At 46.9% G+C, this 16,617-nt stretch carries 19 protein-coding genes; 8 read left to right on the forward strand and 11 right to left on the reverse strand.

The window, feature by feature from the left end; translation table 11 throughout:
• Positions 1 to 12: 12 nt before the first annotated feature.
• Together Q0577_RS11110 and Q0577_RS11115 are read left to right on the forward strand one after the other, a co-directional pair.
• Complete coding sequence (locus Q0577_RS11110) at positions 13 to 1,251, forward strand: sigma-70 family RNA polymerase sigma factor (protein ID WP_298736074.1); 1,239 nt, start codon at positions 13 to 15, stop codon at positions 1,249 to 1,251.
• A 74-nt stretch (positions 1,252 to 1,325) separates the two neighbouring features.
• Entirely contained in the window at positions 1,326 to 1,748 is a 423-nt protein-coding gene (locus Q0577_RS11115) for a response regulator (protein WP_298736077.1), read from the forward strand.
• Positions 1,749 to 1,760: 12 nt separating this feature from the next.
• On the opposite strand, the gene Q0577_RS11120 is transcribed toward Q0577_RS11115, so the two are convergent.
• The 3 genes from Q0577_RS11120 to Q0577_RS11130 all read right to left on the reverse strand — a co-directional run bounded on the left by Q0577_RS11120 (position 1,761) and on the right by Q0577_RS11130 (position 5,717).
• Positions 1,761 to 2,852 (reverse strand): serine hydrolase domain-containing protein, encoded by a 1,092-nt coding sequence (locus Q0577_RS11120; RefSeq protein WP_298736079.1) that lies wholly within the window; start codon positions 2,850 to 2,852, stop codon positions 1,761 to 1,763.
• Between the two features lie 106 nt (positions 2,853 to 2,958).
• The gene (locus Q0577_RS11125) at positions 2,959 to 5,139 is read right to left on the reverse strand and encodes a glycosyl hydrolase family 18 protein (RefSeq protein ID WP_298736081.1); all 2,181 of its coding nucleotides are present in this window, start codon (positions 5,137 to 5,139) and stop codon (positions 2,959 to 2,961) included.
• Positions 5,140 to 5,225: 86 nt separating this feature from the next.
• Positions 5,226 to 5,717 carry a lipocalin-like domain-containing protein gene (locus Q0577_RS11130; protein ID WP_298736085.1) on the reverse strand — a complete coding sequence of 164 codons (492 nt, stop codon included), beginning with the start codon at positions 5,715 to 5,717 and terminating at the stop codon, positions 5,226 to 5,228.
• 87 nt (positions 5,718 to 5,804) lie between these two features.
• On the opposite strand from Q0577_RS11130, the gene Q0577_RS11135 reads away from it, so the two are divergent.
• A complete protein-coding gene (locus Q0577_RS11135; protein ID WP_298736087.1) occupies positions 5,805 to 6,458 on the forward strand; it encodes an AraC family transcriptional regulator in 654 nt (217 codons plus the stop codon).
• A gap of 62 nt (positions 6,459 to 6,520) precedes the next feature.
• On the opposite strand, the gene Q0577_RS11140 is transcribed toward Q0577_RS11135, so the two are convergent.
• Entirely contained in the window at positions 6,521 to 7,408 is an 888-nt protein-coding gene (locus Q0577_RS11140) for an SDR family oxidoreductase (RefSeq protein WP_298736089.1), read from the reverse strand.
• A 148-nt stretch (positions 7,409 to 7,556) separates the two neighbouring features.
• On the opposite strand from Q0577_RS11140, the gene Q0577_RS11145 reads away from it, so the two are divergent.
• Complete coding sequence (locus tag Q0577_RS11145; protein WP_298736091.1) at positions 7,557 to 8,141, forward strand: Crp/Fnr family transcriptional regulator; 585 nt, start codon at positions 7,557 to 7,559, stop codon at positions 8,139 to 8,141.
• A gap of 258 nt (positions 8,142 to 8,399) precedes the next feature.
• On the opposite strand, the gene Q0577_RS11150 is transcribed toward Q0577_RS11145, so the two are convergent.
• Entirely contained in the window at positions 8,400 to 9,194 is a 795-nt protein-coding gene (locus Q0577_RS11150; RefSeq protein ID WP_298736092.1) for an SDR family oxidoreductase, read from the reverse strand.
• A 104-nt stretch (positions 9,195 to 9,298) separates the two neighbouring features.
• Positions 9,299 to 9,874: a TetR/AcrR family transcriptional regulator gene (locus Q0577_RS11155; RefSeq protein ID WP_298736095.1), complete on the reverse strand. Its 576-nt coding sequence runs from the start codon at positions 9,872 to 9,874 to the stop codon at positions 9,299 to 9,301.
• Positions 9,875 to 10,192: 318 nt separating this feature from the next.
• Between Q0577_RS11155 and Q0577_RS11160 the strand changes: the two genes are divergently transcribed.
• The 4 genes from Q0577_RS11160 to Q0577_RS11175 all read left to right on the forward strand — a co-directional run bounded on the left by Q0577_RS11160 (position 10,193) and on the right by Q0577_RS11175 (position 13,245).
• Positions 10,193 to 11,134 (forward strand): toprim domain-containing protein, encoded by a 942-nt coding sequence (locus Q0577_RS11160; RefSeq protein ID WP_298736098.1) that lies wholly within the window; start codon positions 10,193 to 10,195, stop codon positions 11,132 to 11,134.
• 119 nt (positions 11,135 to 11,253) lie between these two features.
• Positions 11,254 to 11,634 (forward strand): mobilization protein, encoded by a 381-nt coding sequence (locus tag Q0577_RS11165; protein WP_298736101.1) that lies wholly within the window; start codon positions 11,254 to 11,256, stop codon positions 11,632 to 11,634.
• Positions 11,631 to 12,677, forward strand: a complete 1,047-nt coding sequence (locus Q0577_RS11170; protein WP_298736103.1) for a relaxase/mobilization nuclease domain-containing protein — start codon at positions 11,631 to 11,633, stop codon at positions 12,675 to 12,677. Before Q0577_RS11165 ends, Q0577_RS11170 begins: the two co-directional genes overlap by 4 nt.
• 19 nt (positions 12,678 to 12,696) lie before the next feature.
• Positions 12,697 to 13,245, forward strand: coding sequence for a hypothetical protein (locus tag Q0577_RS11175; protein WP_298736106.1), 549 nt, complete (start codon positions 12,697 to 12,699; stop codon positions 13,243 to 13,245).
• Positions 13,246 to 13,289: 44 nt separating this feature from the next.
• Here Q0577_RS11175 and Q0577_RS11180 read toward each other — a convergent pair whose 3' ends face one another.
• The 5 genes from Q0577_RS11180 to Q0577_RS11200 are packed head-to-tail and all read right to left on the reverse strand — an operon-like array spanning position 13,290 to position 16,614.
• Positions 13,290 to 13,586, reverse strand: a complete 297-nt coding sequence (locus Q0577_RS11180; protein ID WP_298736109.1) for a hypothetical protein — start codon at positions 13,584 to 13,586, stop codon at positions 13,290 to 13,292.
• Positions 13,587 to 13,630: 44 nt separating this feature from the next.
• Entirely contained in the window at positions 13,631 to 14,404 is a 774-nt protein-coding gene (locus Q0577_RS11185) for a metallophosphoesterase family protein (RefSeq protein ID WP_298736112.1), read from the reverse strand.
• A gap of 15 nt (positions 14,405 to 14,419) precedes the next feature.
• Complete coding sequence (gene arsB, locus Q0577_RS11190) at positions 14,420 to 15,502, reverse strand: ACR3 family arsenite efflux transporter (RefSeq protein ID WP_298736114.1); 1,083 nt, start codon at positions 15,500 to 15,502, stop codon at positions 14,420 to 14,422.
• A gap of 2 nt (positions 15,503 to 15,504) precedes the next feature.
• Positions 15,505 to 15,921 (reverse strand): arsenate reductase ArsC, encoded by a 417-nt coding sequence (locus tag Q0577_RS11195; protein WP_298736117.1) that lies wholly within the window; start codon positions 15,919 to 15,921, stop codon positions 15,505 to 15,507.
• A 9-nt stretch (positions 15,922 to 15,930) separates the two neighbouring features.
• Positions 15,931 to 16,614: a hypothetical protein gene (locus Q0577_RS11200; RefSeq protein WP_298736119.1), complete on the reverse strand. Its 684-nt coding sequence runs from the start codon at positions 16,612 to 16,614 to the stop codon at positions 15,931 to 15,933.
• Between the last annotated feature and the right edge of the window lie 3 nt (positions 16,615 to 16,617).

A 16,617-nucleotide genomic window follows, 5' to 3' on the forward strand; every position in this document is an offset into this window, starting at 1 on the left:
GACTTTCCTCATATGGAACAAACCGGATTAATACCACACCTGTTCAGAACGGAATTCCGTAAGATCACCTCCGTGCTCTGTAAAGCCTTCGGTATCGAAAACATACAGGTTGCCGAAGACATTGCCAGTGAAACCTTTTTAGCCGCGCTGGAAACCTGGACCTACCAATCCGTACCACCCAACCCCAGCGCATGGCTGTACGCCGTTGCCCGCAACAAAGCGCTGAACTACCTGCGCCGCAACCAGCTGTTTGCAGGGAAGATCGCCCTGCAGATCAAACAATCCGGCTCCGGGGCAGAAGAGATGGATATTGACCTTTCTGATCAGCATATTACCGACAGCCAGCTGCAGATGCTCTTTGCCGTCTGCCACCCGGCCATCCCCGCAGAAGCGCAGGTAGCACTGGCCCTCCGCATTCTATGCGGTTTTGGCATTGAAGAAATAGCGAACGCTTTTCTCTGCAGCAGGGAAACCATTAACAAACGCCTTTTCAGGGCAAAGGAGAAACTGAGAACAGAGAACGTAAGCATCGTTTTTCCCGGCGAAGCGGAGATCAGCAAGCGCTTAACAACAGTGCTCACTACCATTTACCTGCTCTTTAACGAAGGATATTATTCAGAAAGCCAGGACACCGTGCTGCGGGAAGACCTGTGCCAGGAAGCCATGCGCCTGGCCTGCCTGCTTATTGAACATGAAAAGACCAGCCTGCCGGATGTGAACGCCCTCCTGGCCCTGATGTGCTTTCATGCCTCCCGTTTTGAAGCCCGGAAAGACCGTAACGGAGAACCGGTGCTGTATGATGACCAGGATGAAACCCGCTGGAACAATGACCTGATCGCCAAAGGCGCTTACTTTCTTCACCAGGCATCCCGGGGCAACAAGTTCTCCCGCTATCATCTCGAAGCCACCATCGCCTACTGGGCCACCCGGAAAGCAGATACAAAAGAAAAGTGGGAAAACATCCTGCAGCTATACAATCTCCTGCTGCAAACAGCGTACTCCCCCATCGCTGCGTTGAACAGAACCTATGCCCTCTCCAAAGCAAACGGCAAAACAGCAGCCATTGCCGCAGCGGAAAAACTGCAGCTCACCGGCAACCAATACTACTATACCCTACTGGGAGAACTGTACACGGGTATTGATAATGACAAAGCCAGAAATCATTATGAACAGGCGGCTGCTATCGCGAAAACCAATGCAGACAGGCAGATGATACAGCAAAAGATCGCACGCTTATCCCAACAGGGATAACCGGCACAATACCAGTCTGAACAACTTAGTGAAATGGTACGTTATTCGCTATAGCATATTAAACCCCCTACAATATGAAATCAGGGCCTATTATTGTTGTTGAAGACGATATTGATGATAAAGAAATATTTGAAGCTGCCCTGGAAGAGCTGCAGTTTCCGAACAGGATCATCTGGTTCAGTAACTGCAATGATGCCTGGCATTACCTGAAAGTAACAACGGATTCCCCCTTTATTATTTTCAGCGATATTAACCTGCCAAGGCAAAGCGGTCTTGATTTTAAGAAACAAATAGATGAAGACAGGCAGCTACGGAAAAAAAGCATTCCCTTCATCTTTTATTCAACATCCGTTAACCAGGATACGGTTAATGATGCTTATACGAATATGACCGTCCAGGGCTTTTTCCAGAAGAGTAACAGGTTTAACGAGATGAAGGAGATGATTAAAGTGATACTGGATTACTGGCGTATCTGCAGGCATCCCAATGTGGGATAACCATCGCGGTCATCAATACCCTATAATGGATCTTAATTTACCCCAAAGCGCTGTATCAAAGCTGGAAAGCGCCAGGCGGCTATTTCCTGCTGATTCCCCCATCCGCACTACTACCAATCGCTGTGAAGGCACGATGTACAGTTTCTGATCATTTTTGCCCAGTGCCGCATAGAGATCAGCAGGCGCCGTGGGCACCAGGTTGCCGTTAAATACGATCTGCGTTTGCGGCAGCATATAATTGGCTTTCCCGTTCAGCCAGCACAGGTATCCATAAGCGGGGTTAATGGGCTGCGAGCTGTTCACCATGCTGTTAAAGTAGCTGGTATCCGTCATGATAGCCGTCTGGTCCCATGTACCCTTATTCAGCATCAGCAGCCCGAAGCGGGCCATGCTGCGGGCATCGCTGTAGTATATGTTATTGTAACCGGCTTTGATCCAGGCGCCTTTCATGCCAATGCGGCTACGGATCTTTGCATTGAAGTAATTGTTGAACGATTGTCCGGAGGCCTTTTCGATCACCTGGTCCAGGATCGTGTAAGGAGCGTTGTGATAGGCCCATCTTGTCCCCGCATCTGCCTTGTAAACGAGACAGGATTTGGCGGTGCAGAAATCATCGGGCACACCGTCATCCAGGCCGGTGCTCATGGTGAGCTGGTGGCGAATGGTGATCAGGTCTTCTTTTGCCTGTGGAGCAGCAGTCCAGCCTGCGCCCAGGTATTGGGATGTTTTATTATTGATGTTCAGCATACCTTCCTGCTGGGCAATCCCGGTAAGGAAAGCGGTCATGGTCTTCCCGGCAGAGGCCCAGTACCAGAGGCTATCGGCGGTAAAGCTGCCGAAGTATTTTTCCTGAACGATCCTGCCGTCTTTTAAAATAAGAAATGCCTTGGTATGCTTTTCTGCCAGGTAGGTATAGAGATCATTGAACTGCGCCTCCTTCCATCCAAGGGAAGCGGCGCTGCTGGTTTCCCAGGCGCTGCCCGATAAAGGGGGGAAATACATAGCCGCTGCAGGCGGACCAGGATCTTCATCCACACGATCCTTTTTGCAGGAAAGCAGGGTGCCGGCAGCAAACAAAAGCACCAGGGAAACAAATGCCTTCATAGGGAGTATTTTAACGATATTGGATACCAGGATGCCCGTAAAGTTTAATCAAATATAAAAAAAGGGCTGCCCTTACGGGTCAGCCCTGCGTTATCTATTGTTGATGCTACATGCGTATGATCTTGGCGCTGCCCTTCTGTACACCTGCAGCGTTGCTGGCTTTGATGATCCAGGTGCCGGGTGGCAGCTGGCTGATGTCGATGCTGATAGATTGCTGGCCTTTGGCGCCCGCTACATATTCTTTATGTAATACGGGGCTGGTGCCATTCAGGCCCCAGATGTCCACATAGATCTTTTCAGCAGCCGTTGTTTTCAGCTGCAGCTGTACTGTTGAACCCGTAACAGGGTTGGGATATGCCTTCAGCGTTTGCACAGTGGCTGCCTGCTCAACACTGGCTGTAGCGGAAGCGGTTCTTGCTGCCGCGCCGCAGGCGCCCAGCGGTTTCCACCACCAGTCGGCAGTACCAGGGGTAACGTTATACAGTGCGTCAGACTGGCTTTCGTATAATACGCCGTTATACACCACACGGTCTCCTTTGCTATAGATCTTCGGATAAGGCTCATAGCTGGCTACACCACCGCAATTGCCGCCTCCACCGCCGCCGCCGTTCACTACCACTGTTACTGCAGCAGAGGTAGTAGTGCCGTTGGCGTTATCCGTTGCTTTTGCTGTAAGGGTGTAGGTACCTGCCGCCACATTGGTCCAGGTAAAGCTGTAGGGCGCACCGGTAGTTTCACCCAGTTTGGCGCCACCATTAAAGAACTCAACTTTGGCGATGCTGCCATCGCTGTCTGTAGCATTCGCCTGGATATTGATACTGGCCGGAGCGGAGAAGCTGGCGTTGCTGGCAGGAGAAGTGATGCTCACTGAGGGCGCATTGTTGCCTCCTCCGCCGCCACCATTACAGTCGCGTACATAAGCCCATACCTGGCCATCACCCGCATGAGTGTCTGGCTGTTCGTTCTGTGTCCACCATTTGGCGCTGTACACCTTGTTGTTGTATACCGCCTGCATCCCTTGTGTATAAACAGCAGCAGCAGACCATGCGGCAATGCCATTACAGCCACCGCCGCCGGACGTACCTACGGTAATAGTAACCGTTGCAGACGTCGTGCTTGCGTTAGCGTTATCTATCGCTCTTGCCGTAAGGTTGTAGGTACCTGCGGCTACGTTTGTCCAGGAAAAAGAATAAGGGCTTGAATTATCTTCACCCAGTTTGGTGCTGCCGTTATAAAATTCCACCCTGGCAATAGAACCGTCCGGATCTGATGCATTGGCGCTGATATTAATTGTAGCAGGCGGTGTGAAAGAAGCATTGCCGGCGGGAGAAGTAATACTTACGCTGGGCGACTGGTTACCACCGCCACCACCGCCGTTGGCAAGCTTCTGTTCATGGATGGCAGACAACAGGGAGTAGGTACCTGATGCATCCTGTGAAAGCTCCCACATCATAATACCACCCCCCTGGTTCCAGGCCAGGTTGGTTTTGTTCTTGATAGTGGTAATACCATTATAGCCTATGCCCTGGTAGGTGTCGGCATAGGGGTCAGCGCCTCTTCCTATCAATGTTGCAAAGCTTTCCCAGCTGGGACGGCCATAAAAGGGTACGCCCAATACAGCCTTGGAGGCGGGTAAGCCCCTGCCCTTCCAGTAAGAGAGCGACTGGGAGGCATAGTTGTAGGTAGAGTGGTCAAAGTTGTTGAAATCATAGGCCATCAGGTTCAGAAAATCCACCTGGGAGAACACAGAAGAAAGAATGCTCTCCCCGTTAATACCCACTACAGCTGCTGTTAACAGCTTGCCCTGCGCGTGCAGGGCGCTGGCCAGTTGCGTCATCAGCGCAACATAGTTATTGGCGGATGCCCCCTGGTCCGGGTATTCCCAGTCAATATCCACACCATCCAAACCATACTGGTTTACGAAATTCATGATATTTGTTACGAAGGCGCTGCGATAGCCGGCGTTAGCAGCAGTAGATTCAAAGCCGCCATCGTTACCATCGTTCCAGCCGCCTACTGCGATCAGCACCTTTACGCCGCTGGCATGCGCCCTGGAAACAAGGTTCTGCAGCTTCGCCGGGTTTTCAATCGGCTGAAAACCGCCGGTGGTAGTTGGCAGCAGGAAGGCGTAGTTGATATGCGTAAGCTTATTGTACTGTATCGCATTCACATCGCCGGACCAGGAGGGCATATAACCTACTACTTTAAACTGTGCGGAGGAAAGTAGGGATGTGATAAGAAACGTGCAGGCAAGCAGGCCCGTTCTTATCCATTGGTTTGTTTTCATTGTATATGGTTTTTAAGGGATAAAGGTTTTCACGATACAGGTGTCGTGTAAAGCGGGGTTTGGTACTACTTTCCTCCAAAATTTATTTACTGCTTCCGCTTCCAGGTCACTACAGCGGTCACCGTACCGCCATTCGTTGTTTGTGTGACAACATACTTCAGTGTATCCTGCTTAAGCTCAAAGTTGCGTTCCTGCACGGTTCCCTCCCAATTGGGATAGAAAGCATGTTCAATGTTAAACCGGATGATGCCCTTCTTTTCATCTGCGGTAAAGCTGCCAAAATGGGAATTGTTCCCTTGCACCAGGGCCGCGTTTTCTTCCGGGGTGGCTTTGTTCTTGTCTTTTGCAGCCACTTTCGGCCTGCCTGCTTTCAGTATCTGTATAGCATATTCGCCGCCGGATGTAAATACCAGCATTCCCTCCGGATGTGCTCCGTAAGGATATGTTTTTCCGCCGTCACGGTCAATGTTCTCTACAGCTACCAGGCTCCATACACCCGCAAGATCCTTATGTGAGCTTTGTGCACCTGCACATTGAAACAATACGATGGCCGCAATAAAAAGGAATGTTCTTCTCATAATGTAATTTTTTGACAGCGTAAATTTATACTGCTGCAACAGCGCCATCCCTGTACATTTTTTCACTAATTCTGTACTTTTATAACAATGGGAAAAGAGAATTTATACCAGCCTTTTGAAATTGAGTGTAAGGAGCTGCAACGCTTTCCGGCATCTATGAAACGGATCAATTTCTTTGAGCTGATTTACGTGATGGAGGGCGCCGGTACACAGGTGGTCAACAATAACCGCTTCACCTACCGCAAGGGAAATCTCTTCCTGCTGACGCCACAGGACGCCTATTCATTTGACATCAGCGTTCCTACCACCTTCTTTTTTCTTCGTTTCAATGAGCTGGTGAACACCATCATCACCGTTGTAGCAAGGAACATAGCGCTGAAACTGCCTAAGAACATCAAGGAAAATACGGGAGAGGCCGTACTGGAAATATTGCATTATATACAGGAAAACATATTCGATCCCAAAATGCTGCGGGCAGAAATGCTCAGCAAACAATTCAGTATATCGCTTAGTTACCTGGGCCGTTATTTTAAGAAACAAACAGGAGAAACTTTGCAGCATTATATAGCAAACTACAAACTGCGTTTGGTAGAAGCGCGCCTGCTGCACAGTGACATGACGATCAATGAAATTGCCTACGAGTTTGATTTTACAGACGAGAGTCATTTGAACAGGGCCTTTAAGAAACACAAAGGCATGAGCCCAACAGCCTATCGGAAACTGAACCAGGCGGCACAGTAAAACAGGCAACCAGGCCGCATTTTGCAATGTGACCTGGTTGCATGCAGTGGGTTGCCTGGTGCTCAGGACTTGAAATAATAAGGCTGATCAACATCTTCGAGCAGCCCCGGTCCCACGGGTTGCCATCCCAGCTGTTCCCTGGTTTGCCGGCTGGAAACCCGGTTGTCCACCGCTGCAAAATGCGCGAACCAGCCAAAATGTTCCTCAGCTGCTTCCTCCGGTTTGCTCACCACCGGCAGATTTAAACGGCGGCCAATTACCGCTGCAATTTCGCGGAAAGGTATTCCCTCTTCGGCTACACCGTGATACCTGGCCCCGGCGCTGCCCTTCTCCACTGCCAGTCTGAAAATCCGGGCGGCATCCAGGCGGTGTACGGCAGGCCAGCAGTTCTGGCCTTCGCCCACGTATGCAGCAACGCCTTTCTCACGGGCAATGCCAATCAGTATCGGCACAAAGCCATGATCCCCTTCTCCGTGCACAGATGGCGGGAGACGTACCACAGACACCCGCACGCCACGCGCCGCTACCGCATTTGCGGCTTCTTCAGAGGCCCCGCGCGGAAGCCCTGCAATTTGCGGGGTGGCTTCTGTTGCGGGATTGCCCGGAGTCAGCAGGGCGGTGCCTGATGTGATGACCAGCGGACGGTCAGAGCCCTCAAGAGCAGCTCCCATCGCTTCAATAACGCGCCGGTCTGTTTCGCAGTTAGCTACAAATTTTGAGAAGTCATGATTAAAGGCCGTATGGATCACCCCATCTGCCATCGCTGCGCCGCTGCGCAGGCTGTCGGCATCTTCAAGATCGCCGCGGTGTACCTGCACACCGGCGGCGGTGAGTGTTTCAGCAGCGGCAGCTGATCGGGCCAAACCTATCACCTGGTGGCCTGCACTAAGTAATTCCCTGACAATGGCGGAGCCAATAAAGCCCGTAGCGCCTGTAACAAAGACACGCATAGTTTTGATATTCTTTTGGTAAATTCATGCCGGGCAAGGGAGGCCTCCGTTTCCCATCACAAAATTCAGTAAGAACAGCGCCCTAAACGAGGAGATTTGACACAATTTTTTGAGGTCATTTGACTTAATTTGCCTTAATATTTGACCGATGTTTGAGGAATTTGAAGCTTACATTACGTCTCATGCCGGTTTTACCAAAGACGAGCTGAGGCAGATGCGCCTGGTGTCAACCGTAAAAAAACTGCGCAGAAGACAATACCTGCTACAGGAAGGTGAAATTTGCAGGTATAAGACCTTTGTTGTGAAAGGCCTGCTGAAAACGTACCGCCTGAAGGATGACGGCACGGAATATATCATGCGTTTTGCAGCTGAAAACGCCTGGAGTGTAGACCATGAAAGCTATCATAAGCAAACACCGTCCAGGTACTTCATTGAGGCATTGGAAAATGTTACACTGATCCAATGGAGAAAGGAAGATTTCGATGTATTACTGGAGAACATCCCGGCTTTAAAAACATTCTCAGAAAAAATAAAGTCCGATAACCTGGACGCCAGCCAGAACAGGATACTGATGAACATCAGCTATACTTCTGAAGAAAAATACCAGCAGTTCATCACGGCTTACCCGGACATATTCCGGCGGGTGCCTTTGCACATGGTAGCGTCTTATCTTGGCGTATCAAGGGAAACGCTGAGCCGTATCAGGCATGCGCAAAGCCGGCCGCAGGACTAAGGGGTCTGCCTGGCGGCATTTGTTTGCTGCTCCATACCTTTTACCGGTTGCAGCGCAATGGTCACCAGTGCAAATTCTGCGTGCGGGTCAAATTCATTTGAAAGCAATATTATACCGGTATTATTTTCAGGGTAGGAGTTATTGGGCAATAATACGTAACAAGTCTTTTAAATTTAAATAAAAGCCTTCAGGTTCCCGTACTGAAGGCTTTTATTTTTTTATAACTGTAACGCTTATCCGCAATTCAACCACTGACAATTATACAACCGGTAAAGAACCGCCGTCAATTGCGTAAACAGTCCCGGTCAGATAAGCTGCAGCCGGCGATACCAGGAAATGAACCAATGATGCTACTTCTTCCGGCGCGGCTAATCTTCCCATCGGAATGCCGCCAGCCTGCGAAAGCAAGAGTTGATACCCTTCTTCAAGAGATATGCCTGCTGATGCGGCATAGTCAGCAATAAATTTCTCCATCGGCGGTGTTTTAGTGGCTCCCGGCGCTACGGTTAATACGCGTACGCCTTTGGAGGCCAGCTCTGTGGCCAGCGATTTGCTATAGCTGTTCAAAGCTGCTTTGGAAACGGCATAGGCCATATTCAGATTCCATAAAGGCTGCCTGGCGGCAACTGAGGAGATGTGAATGATAACGCCGCTTTTCCGTTCAATCATTGCCGGTAGTAAGGCCCTGTCCAGGCGAATGGCAGAAAGCAGGTTTAACTGCAGTTCATTTTCCCAATGCTCGTCTGTTAAGGTGCTGAAACCTCCGGGTGGAGTTGTTAATCCGCCGGCGTTGTTGATCAGGATATCAACCTTACCGTATCTATCTGAAATTTCCTGCGACAGTCTGTCTACATCAGCAGATTTAGTCAGATCTGCTGCAATGAAGTGATGAGGCAATTGGGCATCGTCAGGATGGTTTCTGGCAGTAACAATTACCTGGGCGCCTTCCTGCGCCAGTTTGTCTGCAATGGCACGGCCTATTCCTTTTGTACCACCGGTTACAAGGGCCGTTTTACCCTGCAGGTTCGTGAGCTGTTGTTGTGAATGTTGCATGTTTATTTTCTTTGGTTTATTATTTCTGAAACATATGTTTCAAAATAGAGCATACGTTCCCTGTTTATTCTGAAGTGCTTGTTTCAGAATATGACAAAAAAATTTTACTTGGAGATCTGCTTAATAAAGTACTGACTCATTCTTTTGATCTTAGCAGGATCCTTGTGCAGGATATACGCTTCGTTCCAGCCCGTCCAGGTGCTGATAAAGTAATCTGCAAGCAGCTCAGGGTCTTCGTCCTTTGCTATTTTTCCCTCCTCCATCGCCCTGGAGATCAGGGAGTGTAAAAAGCGGTAAGCGTAATCACTGTCTGCTTTAAGAATATCTTTCACCCGCTTATCGCTGGAAGCTACCTCGAATGCGGTTTTGATGGCCAGGCAGCTTTCTTTGCCGATGATGGACTCTACTGAATCGTTGATGTATTTCACCAATATTTCAAAAGAAGATCTTGCGCTTTTTAATCTGCGGTCCAGGTCCTTTTTCCTGGTGTCGGTGTAGTATTTAACACAGCGGACAAACAACTCGTGTTTATCACCTATTGTATTATAAAGACTGCTGCTGTTAATCTTCATGGCATCTGTAAGGTCGCGGAGAGAAGCGCCGTTATAGCCTTTTTCCCAGAAAACGACCATCGCTTTCTGAATAGCTTCTTCTTCGTTAAACTCCACGCTTCTTGCCATAGTAATTACAATTGCAGAACAAATATAAAACTATTTCTGAAACGATCAATTCAGAATGAATGAAACACTAGACTTTAACAGTTTGATGGATCCCCTGATCCCATACATTGACTTACAAAAACAGAAAAGGCCCGTAAACACTGTGTTTTACGGGCCTTTAATTTTCTTTACATTTAGTCTTGTCGCCCTGCCTGTACAAATTTCGAACTTATTTTTAATGGATTTAAGACGGCTTGCAAACATAGCTATTTGATAGCCAATTGTTTGCAGGCCGTTTTGTATTGTACATAGTTGATTGTGAACCTGAAAAACGTGTGTATGAAAAAATTAATGTGTGCAGACACAAAGCAGATTGATCTGGTAGCTTATCTGGCCTCACTGGGCTACCATCCCCAAAGGATAACGAACCAAGATTATTGGTATCTATCCCCACTCCGGGAGGAAACAGAGGCATCTTTTAAGGTAAACCGACGGCTGAATGTCTGGTTTGACCAAGGCACCGGGAAAGGCGGTGACCTGATAGACTTCGGAACCCAATACTTTAACTGTTCGGTCAGCGACCTGCTGCAACGCCTATCGCAGTACCAACCCGGCCCAGCTTTTTCTTTTCACCCGCACCCCGGCTCCGGTGATCGGCGACAGGGCGCGGCTTTTTTTGCTGGTGAAAAGAAAGATACCCCCGACAACAAAATTGTTGTCCTGGACACCCGCCCGCTTGCCGAACAGTCCCTGGTGAACTACCTGCAAAAAAGAAGTATCCCACTTGAAATTGCCAACCGATTTTGCCGGGAGGTGGATTTTCTTTTGTACGGAAGGCAGCATACCGTTATCGGCTTTCAGAACAAAGCCGGGGGATATGAGCTGCGCAACGAATACTTTAAAGGCAGCAGTTCCCCCAAGGACATTACTTTTATTGACAACCGTACAGAACAGGTTGCTGTCTTTGAAGGCTTCTTTAGCTTCCTGTCTTTCCAAACCATCAACAGTAATAAACAGGCCCCACTGTCAAACTGTCTTGTCCTCAATTCCCTTTCTTTCTTTGAAAAGTGCCGCCCATTGATGGAGCAATACAAGCAGGTTCATTTGATTTTGGATAGGGATAATGCCGGCAGGAACCGTACCCGGCAGGCGCTTGAATGGGACGCGAGCAAGTACATAGACCGAAGCGATTTTTACCAGGGTCACAAGGATTTAAACGACTGGCTTGTTCACCACCACCATAGCCAAAGAATAGGCCCACGGATGGGAAAGCGTCTTTGACGTTCGGGTAGCCAGCTATGTTTTGGTAAAACCAAAACGGCTGGCTCACCTCATGCTACCGCATTCGGTGAGGAATTTTTTTCATGCTATCGCATTCAAAAAATTAAGAGGAGGTTGATATGACGCAGCAGAATGCACAAACAAAGAACAAGGGTGGCCGCCCCCCAAAAGCAGTAAAAAAAGACCAATTGTTGGCCGTTAAGTGCAGCCTTTTTGAACGGCGCACCATAGAAGCATTGGCGAAAAGCGCCAACTTTACTGTTTCAGAATACTTGCGGGAAATAGGTATGACCGGAAAAATTGACAGGCGGGAAAAATCATTGCCACCGGATGTACTGGAAATGAAAGGCACGTTAAATCACCTAGCTGCAAACTTTAACCAGATCGCCAAAAAGCGTAACAGCAATGAGGAATTAACTGTGCTGGAACGGGCGGATTTAAAAGTGTGGATGAAGGAAATAAAAGATTTAGTAACATGCATTAAAACTCATTACCAATGATTGGGTATGTAGGTACAGGTTATTCCTTTTTTGAATGCCTCCGTTATTGTCTGGAAGATAAAAAGGAATTATCAGAAGAACAGAAGCAGCAGCTTTCCCAAAAAGATCGCCTGCAGCACAAAGACCGGGCAGAAGTCCTCTTTTATAATAAGTGTTTCGGCAATAAGTATGAGCTGGCAAGAGATTTCATAGAGGTCGCCCAACTAAGCAAACGGGTGGAAAAACCGGTATTCCATTTCTCCCTTCGGTTGGCGCCGGGTGAATCGTTATCCAAAGACAAATTAATGGAAATGGGCCGGGAATGCGCCAACCATTTTAATGTGGCAGATAACCAATATATCTGCATCCTGCATAAAGATACCAACGAGCAGCACATTCACATCGTTGCGAACCGGGTAGGCTATAATGGGAAAGCAGCAAAGACCAGCAAAAGTTTTAAGAGAATGGCCGCCCTTTGTCGCAGGCTCGAAAAGCAATACAATTTACAGGAAGTGCTAAGCCCCCGCGCCTTTTTGTCCCCCCAAGAACGGCTTTTGCCCCGGCACGATATACGAAAGGAAAAGTTAAGAACAGACATTCGGCAAACTTTGGAGCAGGTAAATAGCTACCAATCATTTGAACAGAAAATGCAGGCATTGGGATACAAGGTCATAAAGGGCCGGGGTATCTCCTTTATTGATGATAAGAAGGTAAAAACGAAAGGCAGCGAAGTTGGTTTTTCACTGACAAAAATAGAACAGATCCTCAGCGTAAAGCAAAAGCTGGAAACTGCCCAAGCCAACCAAAAGCGTTACGAAATGACTATCCGACAGGAAAAGGAAAAGCAGCGCTCCTTTACTCCCGCACAAAAATTAATCCAGCGGGTAAGGGAAACAGCCTATGTAGACCATTCCCCATTTATTCCGGTAATACAGGAATTAACTAACCTGCTTTCGCAACTTTTGGAACCAGTATATACTTCCAATTACCTGCCTTACGAATTAACAGAAGCTGGTATTAAGCGCCGGAGAAAAAAAGAGCAGGCACAGCAAATGCGGCATTAATTCAATTAAAAAATATATTATGGATACTGTAAAAAAAATAGACAATATACAGAAAGACACTTTAGAGGTGGTGTTGGAAGAATTTGCGGGAGAACAGAAATCCAATACCCAATCCCTGAATGACCTGGTTACAGCCGTTAATACCCTAACCGAAAAAATGGGCGGGTTCGAGAAAAAATTGAATAGTCCACAGCCAGTAAATGTTTCGGTAGATACTAAGCCTTTTCAGGAAATTATCAGGAAAGGAATTACAGACATGGTATTGGCCGCCGCAGCCCAACCGAAGAATTTAATCCGTAAATTCCAAATTTTGCTTTTCCCGGAACAGGATGCCAAACTGTTCTACAAAGTGGTTTTTGGCCGTTGGTTCCTCATGTTGGTAATTATGCTGTTTATTGTCAATTTGTACAAATTCAGTATTCATTGGAGCGATAACCAAAAAGAAATAAAGTTGCAGCAGTTAGAAAATGACAAGGTTAAAAAGGCATGGAGCTATCTGTATATACAGCAAGGAAAGGCAGTAAAAAGACTTATGGACAGCGCCTATAATAAGGCCAACCAGCCATAAAATACGACAACTTTTAAATGCTGGCGCAATTTGCGCCAGCATTATTACACCTTATCTAAGCCGGGTGTTGTCTTTGGAAGTGCTTTTAATTGCTGCCGCCTCAAGCATACACGGGCCTGATTTTGTGTTTCATGATATTCTTCAGCAATTTGTTGAAGCTCCCGGATTTTTATCCAGTAACTCGCATAAAGTTCTTCCATTTTCTGTACATACTCATGTACACGTACTTTCATTTCGGCAGCATTAATAATCCTGCCGTCAATTAAATCCGACTGTACGGTGGCAATATTTTTCAACTGCTCACAGAGCTTTGTGTGCATGGAGGTGTTGATGTACCGCATATAGGTTGATAGATTTAATCGGACATCTAAAAGGAAATTATATATCAAAATGCTTTCCTAAGCATTTCAGCATATTCATTTGGCAGCGGGCTATCTTCGACAGCTTTTGCCGCTTTTTCAACGTCATAGGAAAAACGTATGAAATCAACCTGTATAGAACCTTTCTCTAATACGCTGCTGTTTTCATTGATTGTTAGCATAACATAACAACCCTTGGGCTCACCGTCTTTTGGCTTACCGACAGAACCGATATTGATTGCATGGCGCAAATGGCTGCCAGCTTCCGCATCAGTAGGTAGTACACGGTGATAAGGTTTGTGCGTATGGCCGAAACACATAATGTCGGCATCCGCATCCTGCATAATCCGCAGAAGGCTTTTTTCCTCCCTATCTTCAAACAGGTATTCATTTATTTTCCTTGGACTGCCATGTACTAGCAAAAGATTTAACTTGTCATTATTCAATTGAAATTCTACGCGGATGTGCGCAGGCAGGGTACGCAGGTATTGCCTTTCTTTAGGCCCAACGATTGAATTAGTGTAGGAAATAGATATTTTCCCCATATCTTTCTCCGGTTCAGTTTTATAGGCGCAGCCGCAATCATCACTCATTCGACCAATTCCAAAATCATAGTTCCCGGCAATAGTAGGGATACCCCGTTTTCTGATAATATTTATAACCTCGTTCGGCCAGATATTATACCCTACCAAATCCCCTAAACAGTAAACCGCATCCGGCTGCTGTTCATCTATACTGTGCAGGCATGCTTCCAATGCCGGTAAATTGGCGTGTATATCGCTGAATAATGCAATTTTCATACGTTGTTGATAATTTTATGCGTTTTGTAATTCGTTAGGAGTATAATATTTCCGGCGCAGCCAGAAAGCCACATTTACCAGGGCAATAAGGGCCGGTACTTCCACCAACGGCCCAATAACACCTGCAAAGGCTTGCCCTGAATTAATGCCGAACACACCGATGGCTACAGCAATAGCCAGTTCGAAATTATTTCCGGCAGCCGTAAAGGAAACGGCGGCATTTTGTGAATAATCCGCTCCCAAAGCCTTACCCATAAAGAAACTTGCCAAAAACATGATGGTGAAGTATATAACCAGCGGCAGGGCTATGCGCAGCACGTCAAGTGGTATTTGTACAATCAATTCCCCTTTCAGGCTAAACATTACTATAATAGTGAACAGTAACGCTATTAAGGTAATGGGTGAAATAAAAGGGACAAATTTTTGCTGATACCATTGCTCACCTTTTAATTTCAAAAGTACATACCGGCTAATTATGCCAGCCGCGAATGGAATACCCAGGTAAATAGCTACACTTTCCGCTATTTGCCCAATAGTGATATTAACGGCCAGCCCTTTATAGCCAAACAACGGCGGCAATACCGTTACAAAAACATACGCATAAACACTGTACAGGAGTACCTGAAATATGCTGTTAAGGGCTACCAACCCTGCTGCATATTCCCGGTTACCATCTGCCAGCTCGTTCCAGACAATTACCATTGCAATACAGCGGGCCAGCCCTATTAAAATAAGCCCCACCATGTATTCAGGATAGCCATGTAGAAATAGCAGGGCCAGAACAAACATAAGCACGGGACCAATCACCCAGTTCAGCAGCAGCGATGCCCCCAATACCTTCGTATTCCTGAAAACCTTTCCCATTTGCTCGTAACGCACCTTTGCTAAGGGCGGGTACATCATAAGTATTAAGCCCACTGCCAGTGGAACGTTGGTTGTCCCGGAAGAAAACGAATTGATAAAGGCAGATGTACCGGGGACAAAATAACCGATGCCTACCCCTATAGCCATTGCAAGGAATATCCACAGGGTAAGATACCTGTCTAAGAAACTAAGCCGTTTCCTTTCACTGGCAGGATTACAATTGTTTGCGCTCATAGTCAAGCTATGTATTGTTGAATAAAATTGTGACTGTATTGTTTTATCTGTTCCCGAACCGTCCTGAACTGTTCCATTATTTCACTTTCTACACCAGTTGCTTTGGCCGGGTCAGGAAAATTTTGGTGGAACTTTTGAGCTGTAGTTGGGAAATAAGGACAGCGTTCTTTGGCATTATCGCATACAGTTATTACATAGTCAAAGTCAATACCTCTGTATTCATCAATATTGTTTGAGGTATGCCCGGAAATATCAATGCCATCTTCTTTCATGGTGGCAATAGCTTTCGGATTAACACCATGTGTTTCAACCCCGGCGCTGTAAATTTCAGCTTTCCCCGCTGCGAAGTATTTTAAATAGCCTTCAGCTATCTGGCTGCGGCAACTGTTACCCGTACAAAGTACCAATACCTTTTTCATTTTTTATATTTATGGATTTTTAGCTTTATTGAACGCGCTTACTATTTCTGCTGCAATCTGGGAAAATAGTTTGTCTGCTTCATCTTCAGAAATATCAGCAGAAGGATCAGTAAAAGGTGCTGTTTCTTTGAAAAATGCTCCTTTCAGATCAGCACAAGCATTGTCACCAGCGCTGCATAGTTTCATTTGAAAGAAATTCGCTTTCGGCAATGTTGCATCGTCTGCTGTTTTGGAATATACATTTACAGGTAGAACATTATCCCCAAACGCAACCGTATAAGCCTTCTTACCGTTAACAGCAGATGCTTCAGTAACCTTATACCCATGTTTGTTAAGCACCTTTATCAATATTGGGTTAATTTCTCCCGCCTGATACCCGCAGGATGAAACGCCCATCTTATTGTATTTGTTCACCGCTAACAATGATTGCAGCACTATTTGAGCAGATGCACTTACAAATGAATTGTCTTTGTCAGTAAATAACAGATCAATCTTTCGGTCGCTTCCCATTCCCTGTAATATATATTTCTCGAGATTGCCCAGCCCTTTTTCATGGGAAGGCTCTACGGGTACGGTAGTTAGACCGGCATAATACTTTTCCAGTTCAGGAAACAGTTTAGGTTTAGGGCCTTTGGCAATTACTGATAGGCTGGTGATCAGTAGCATGCTCAAAGAGAAAATCAGCTTTTTCATATT

The sequence above is a fragment of the uncultured Chitinophaga sp. genome (assembly GCF_937898475.1).
Taxonomy (GTDB): domain Bacteria; phylum Bacteroidota; class Bacteroidia; order Chitinophagales; family Chitinophagaceae; genus Chitinophaga.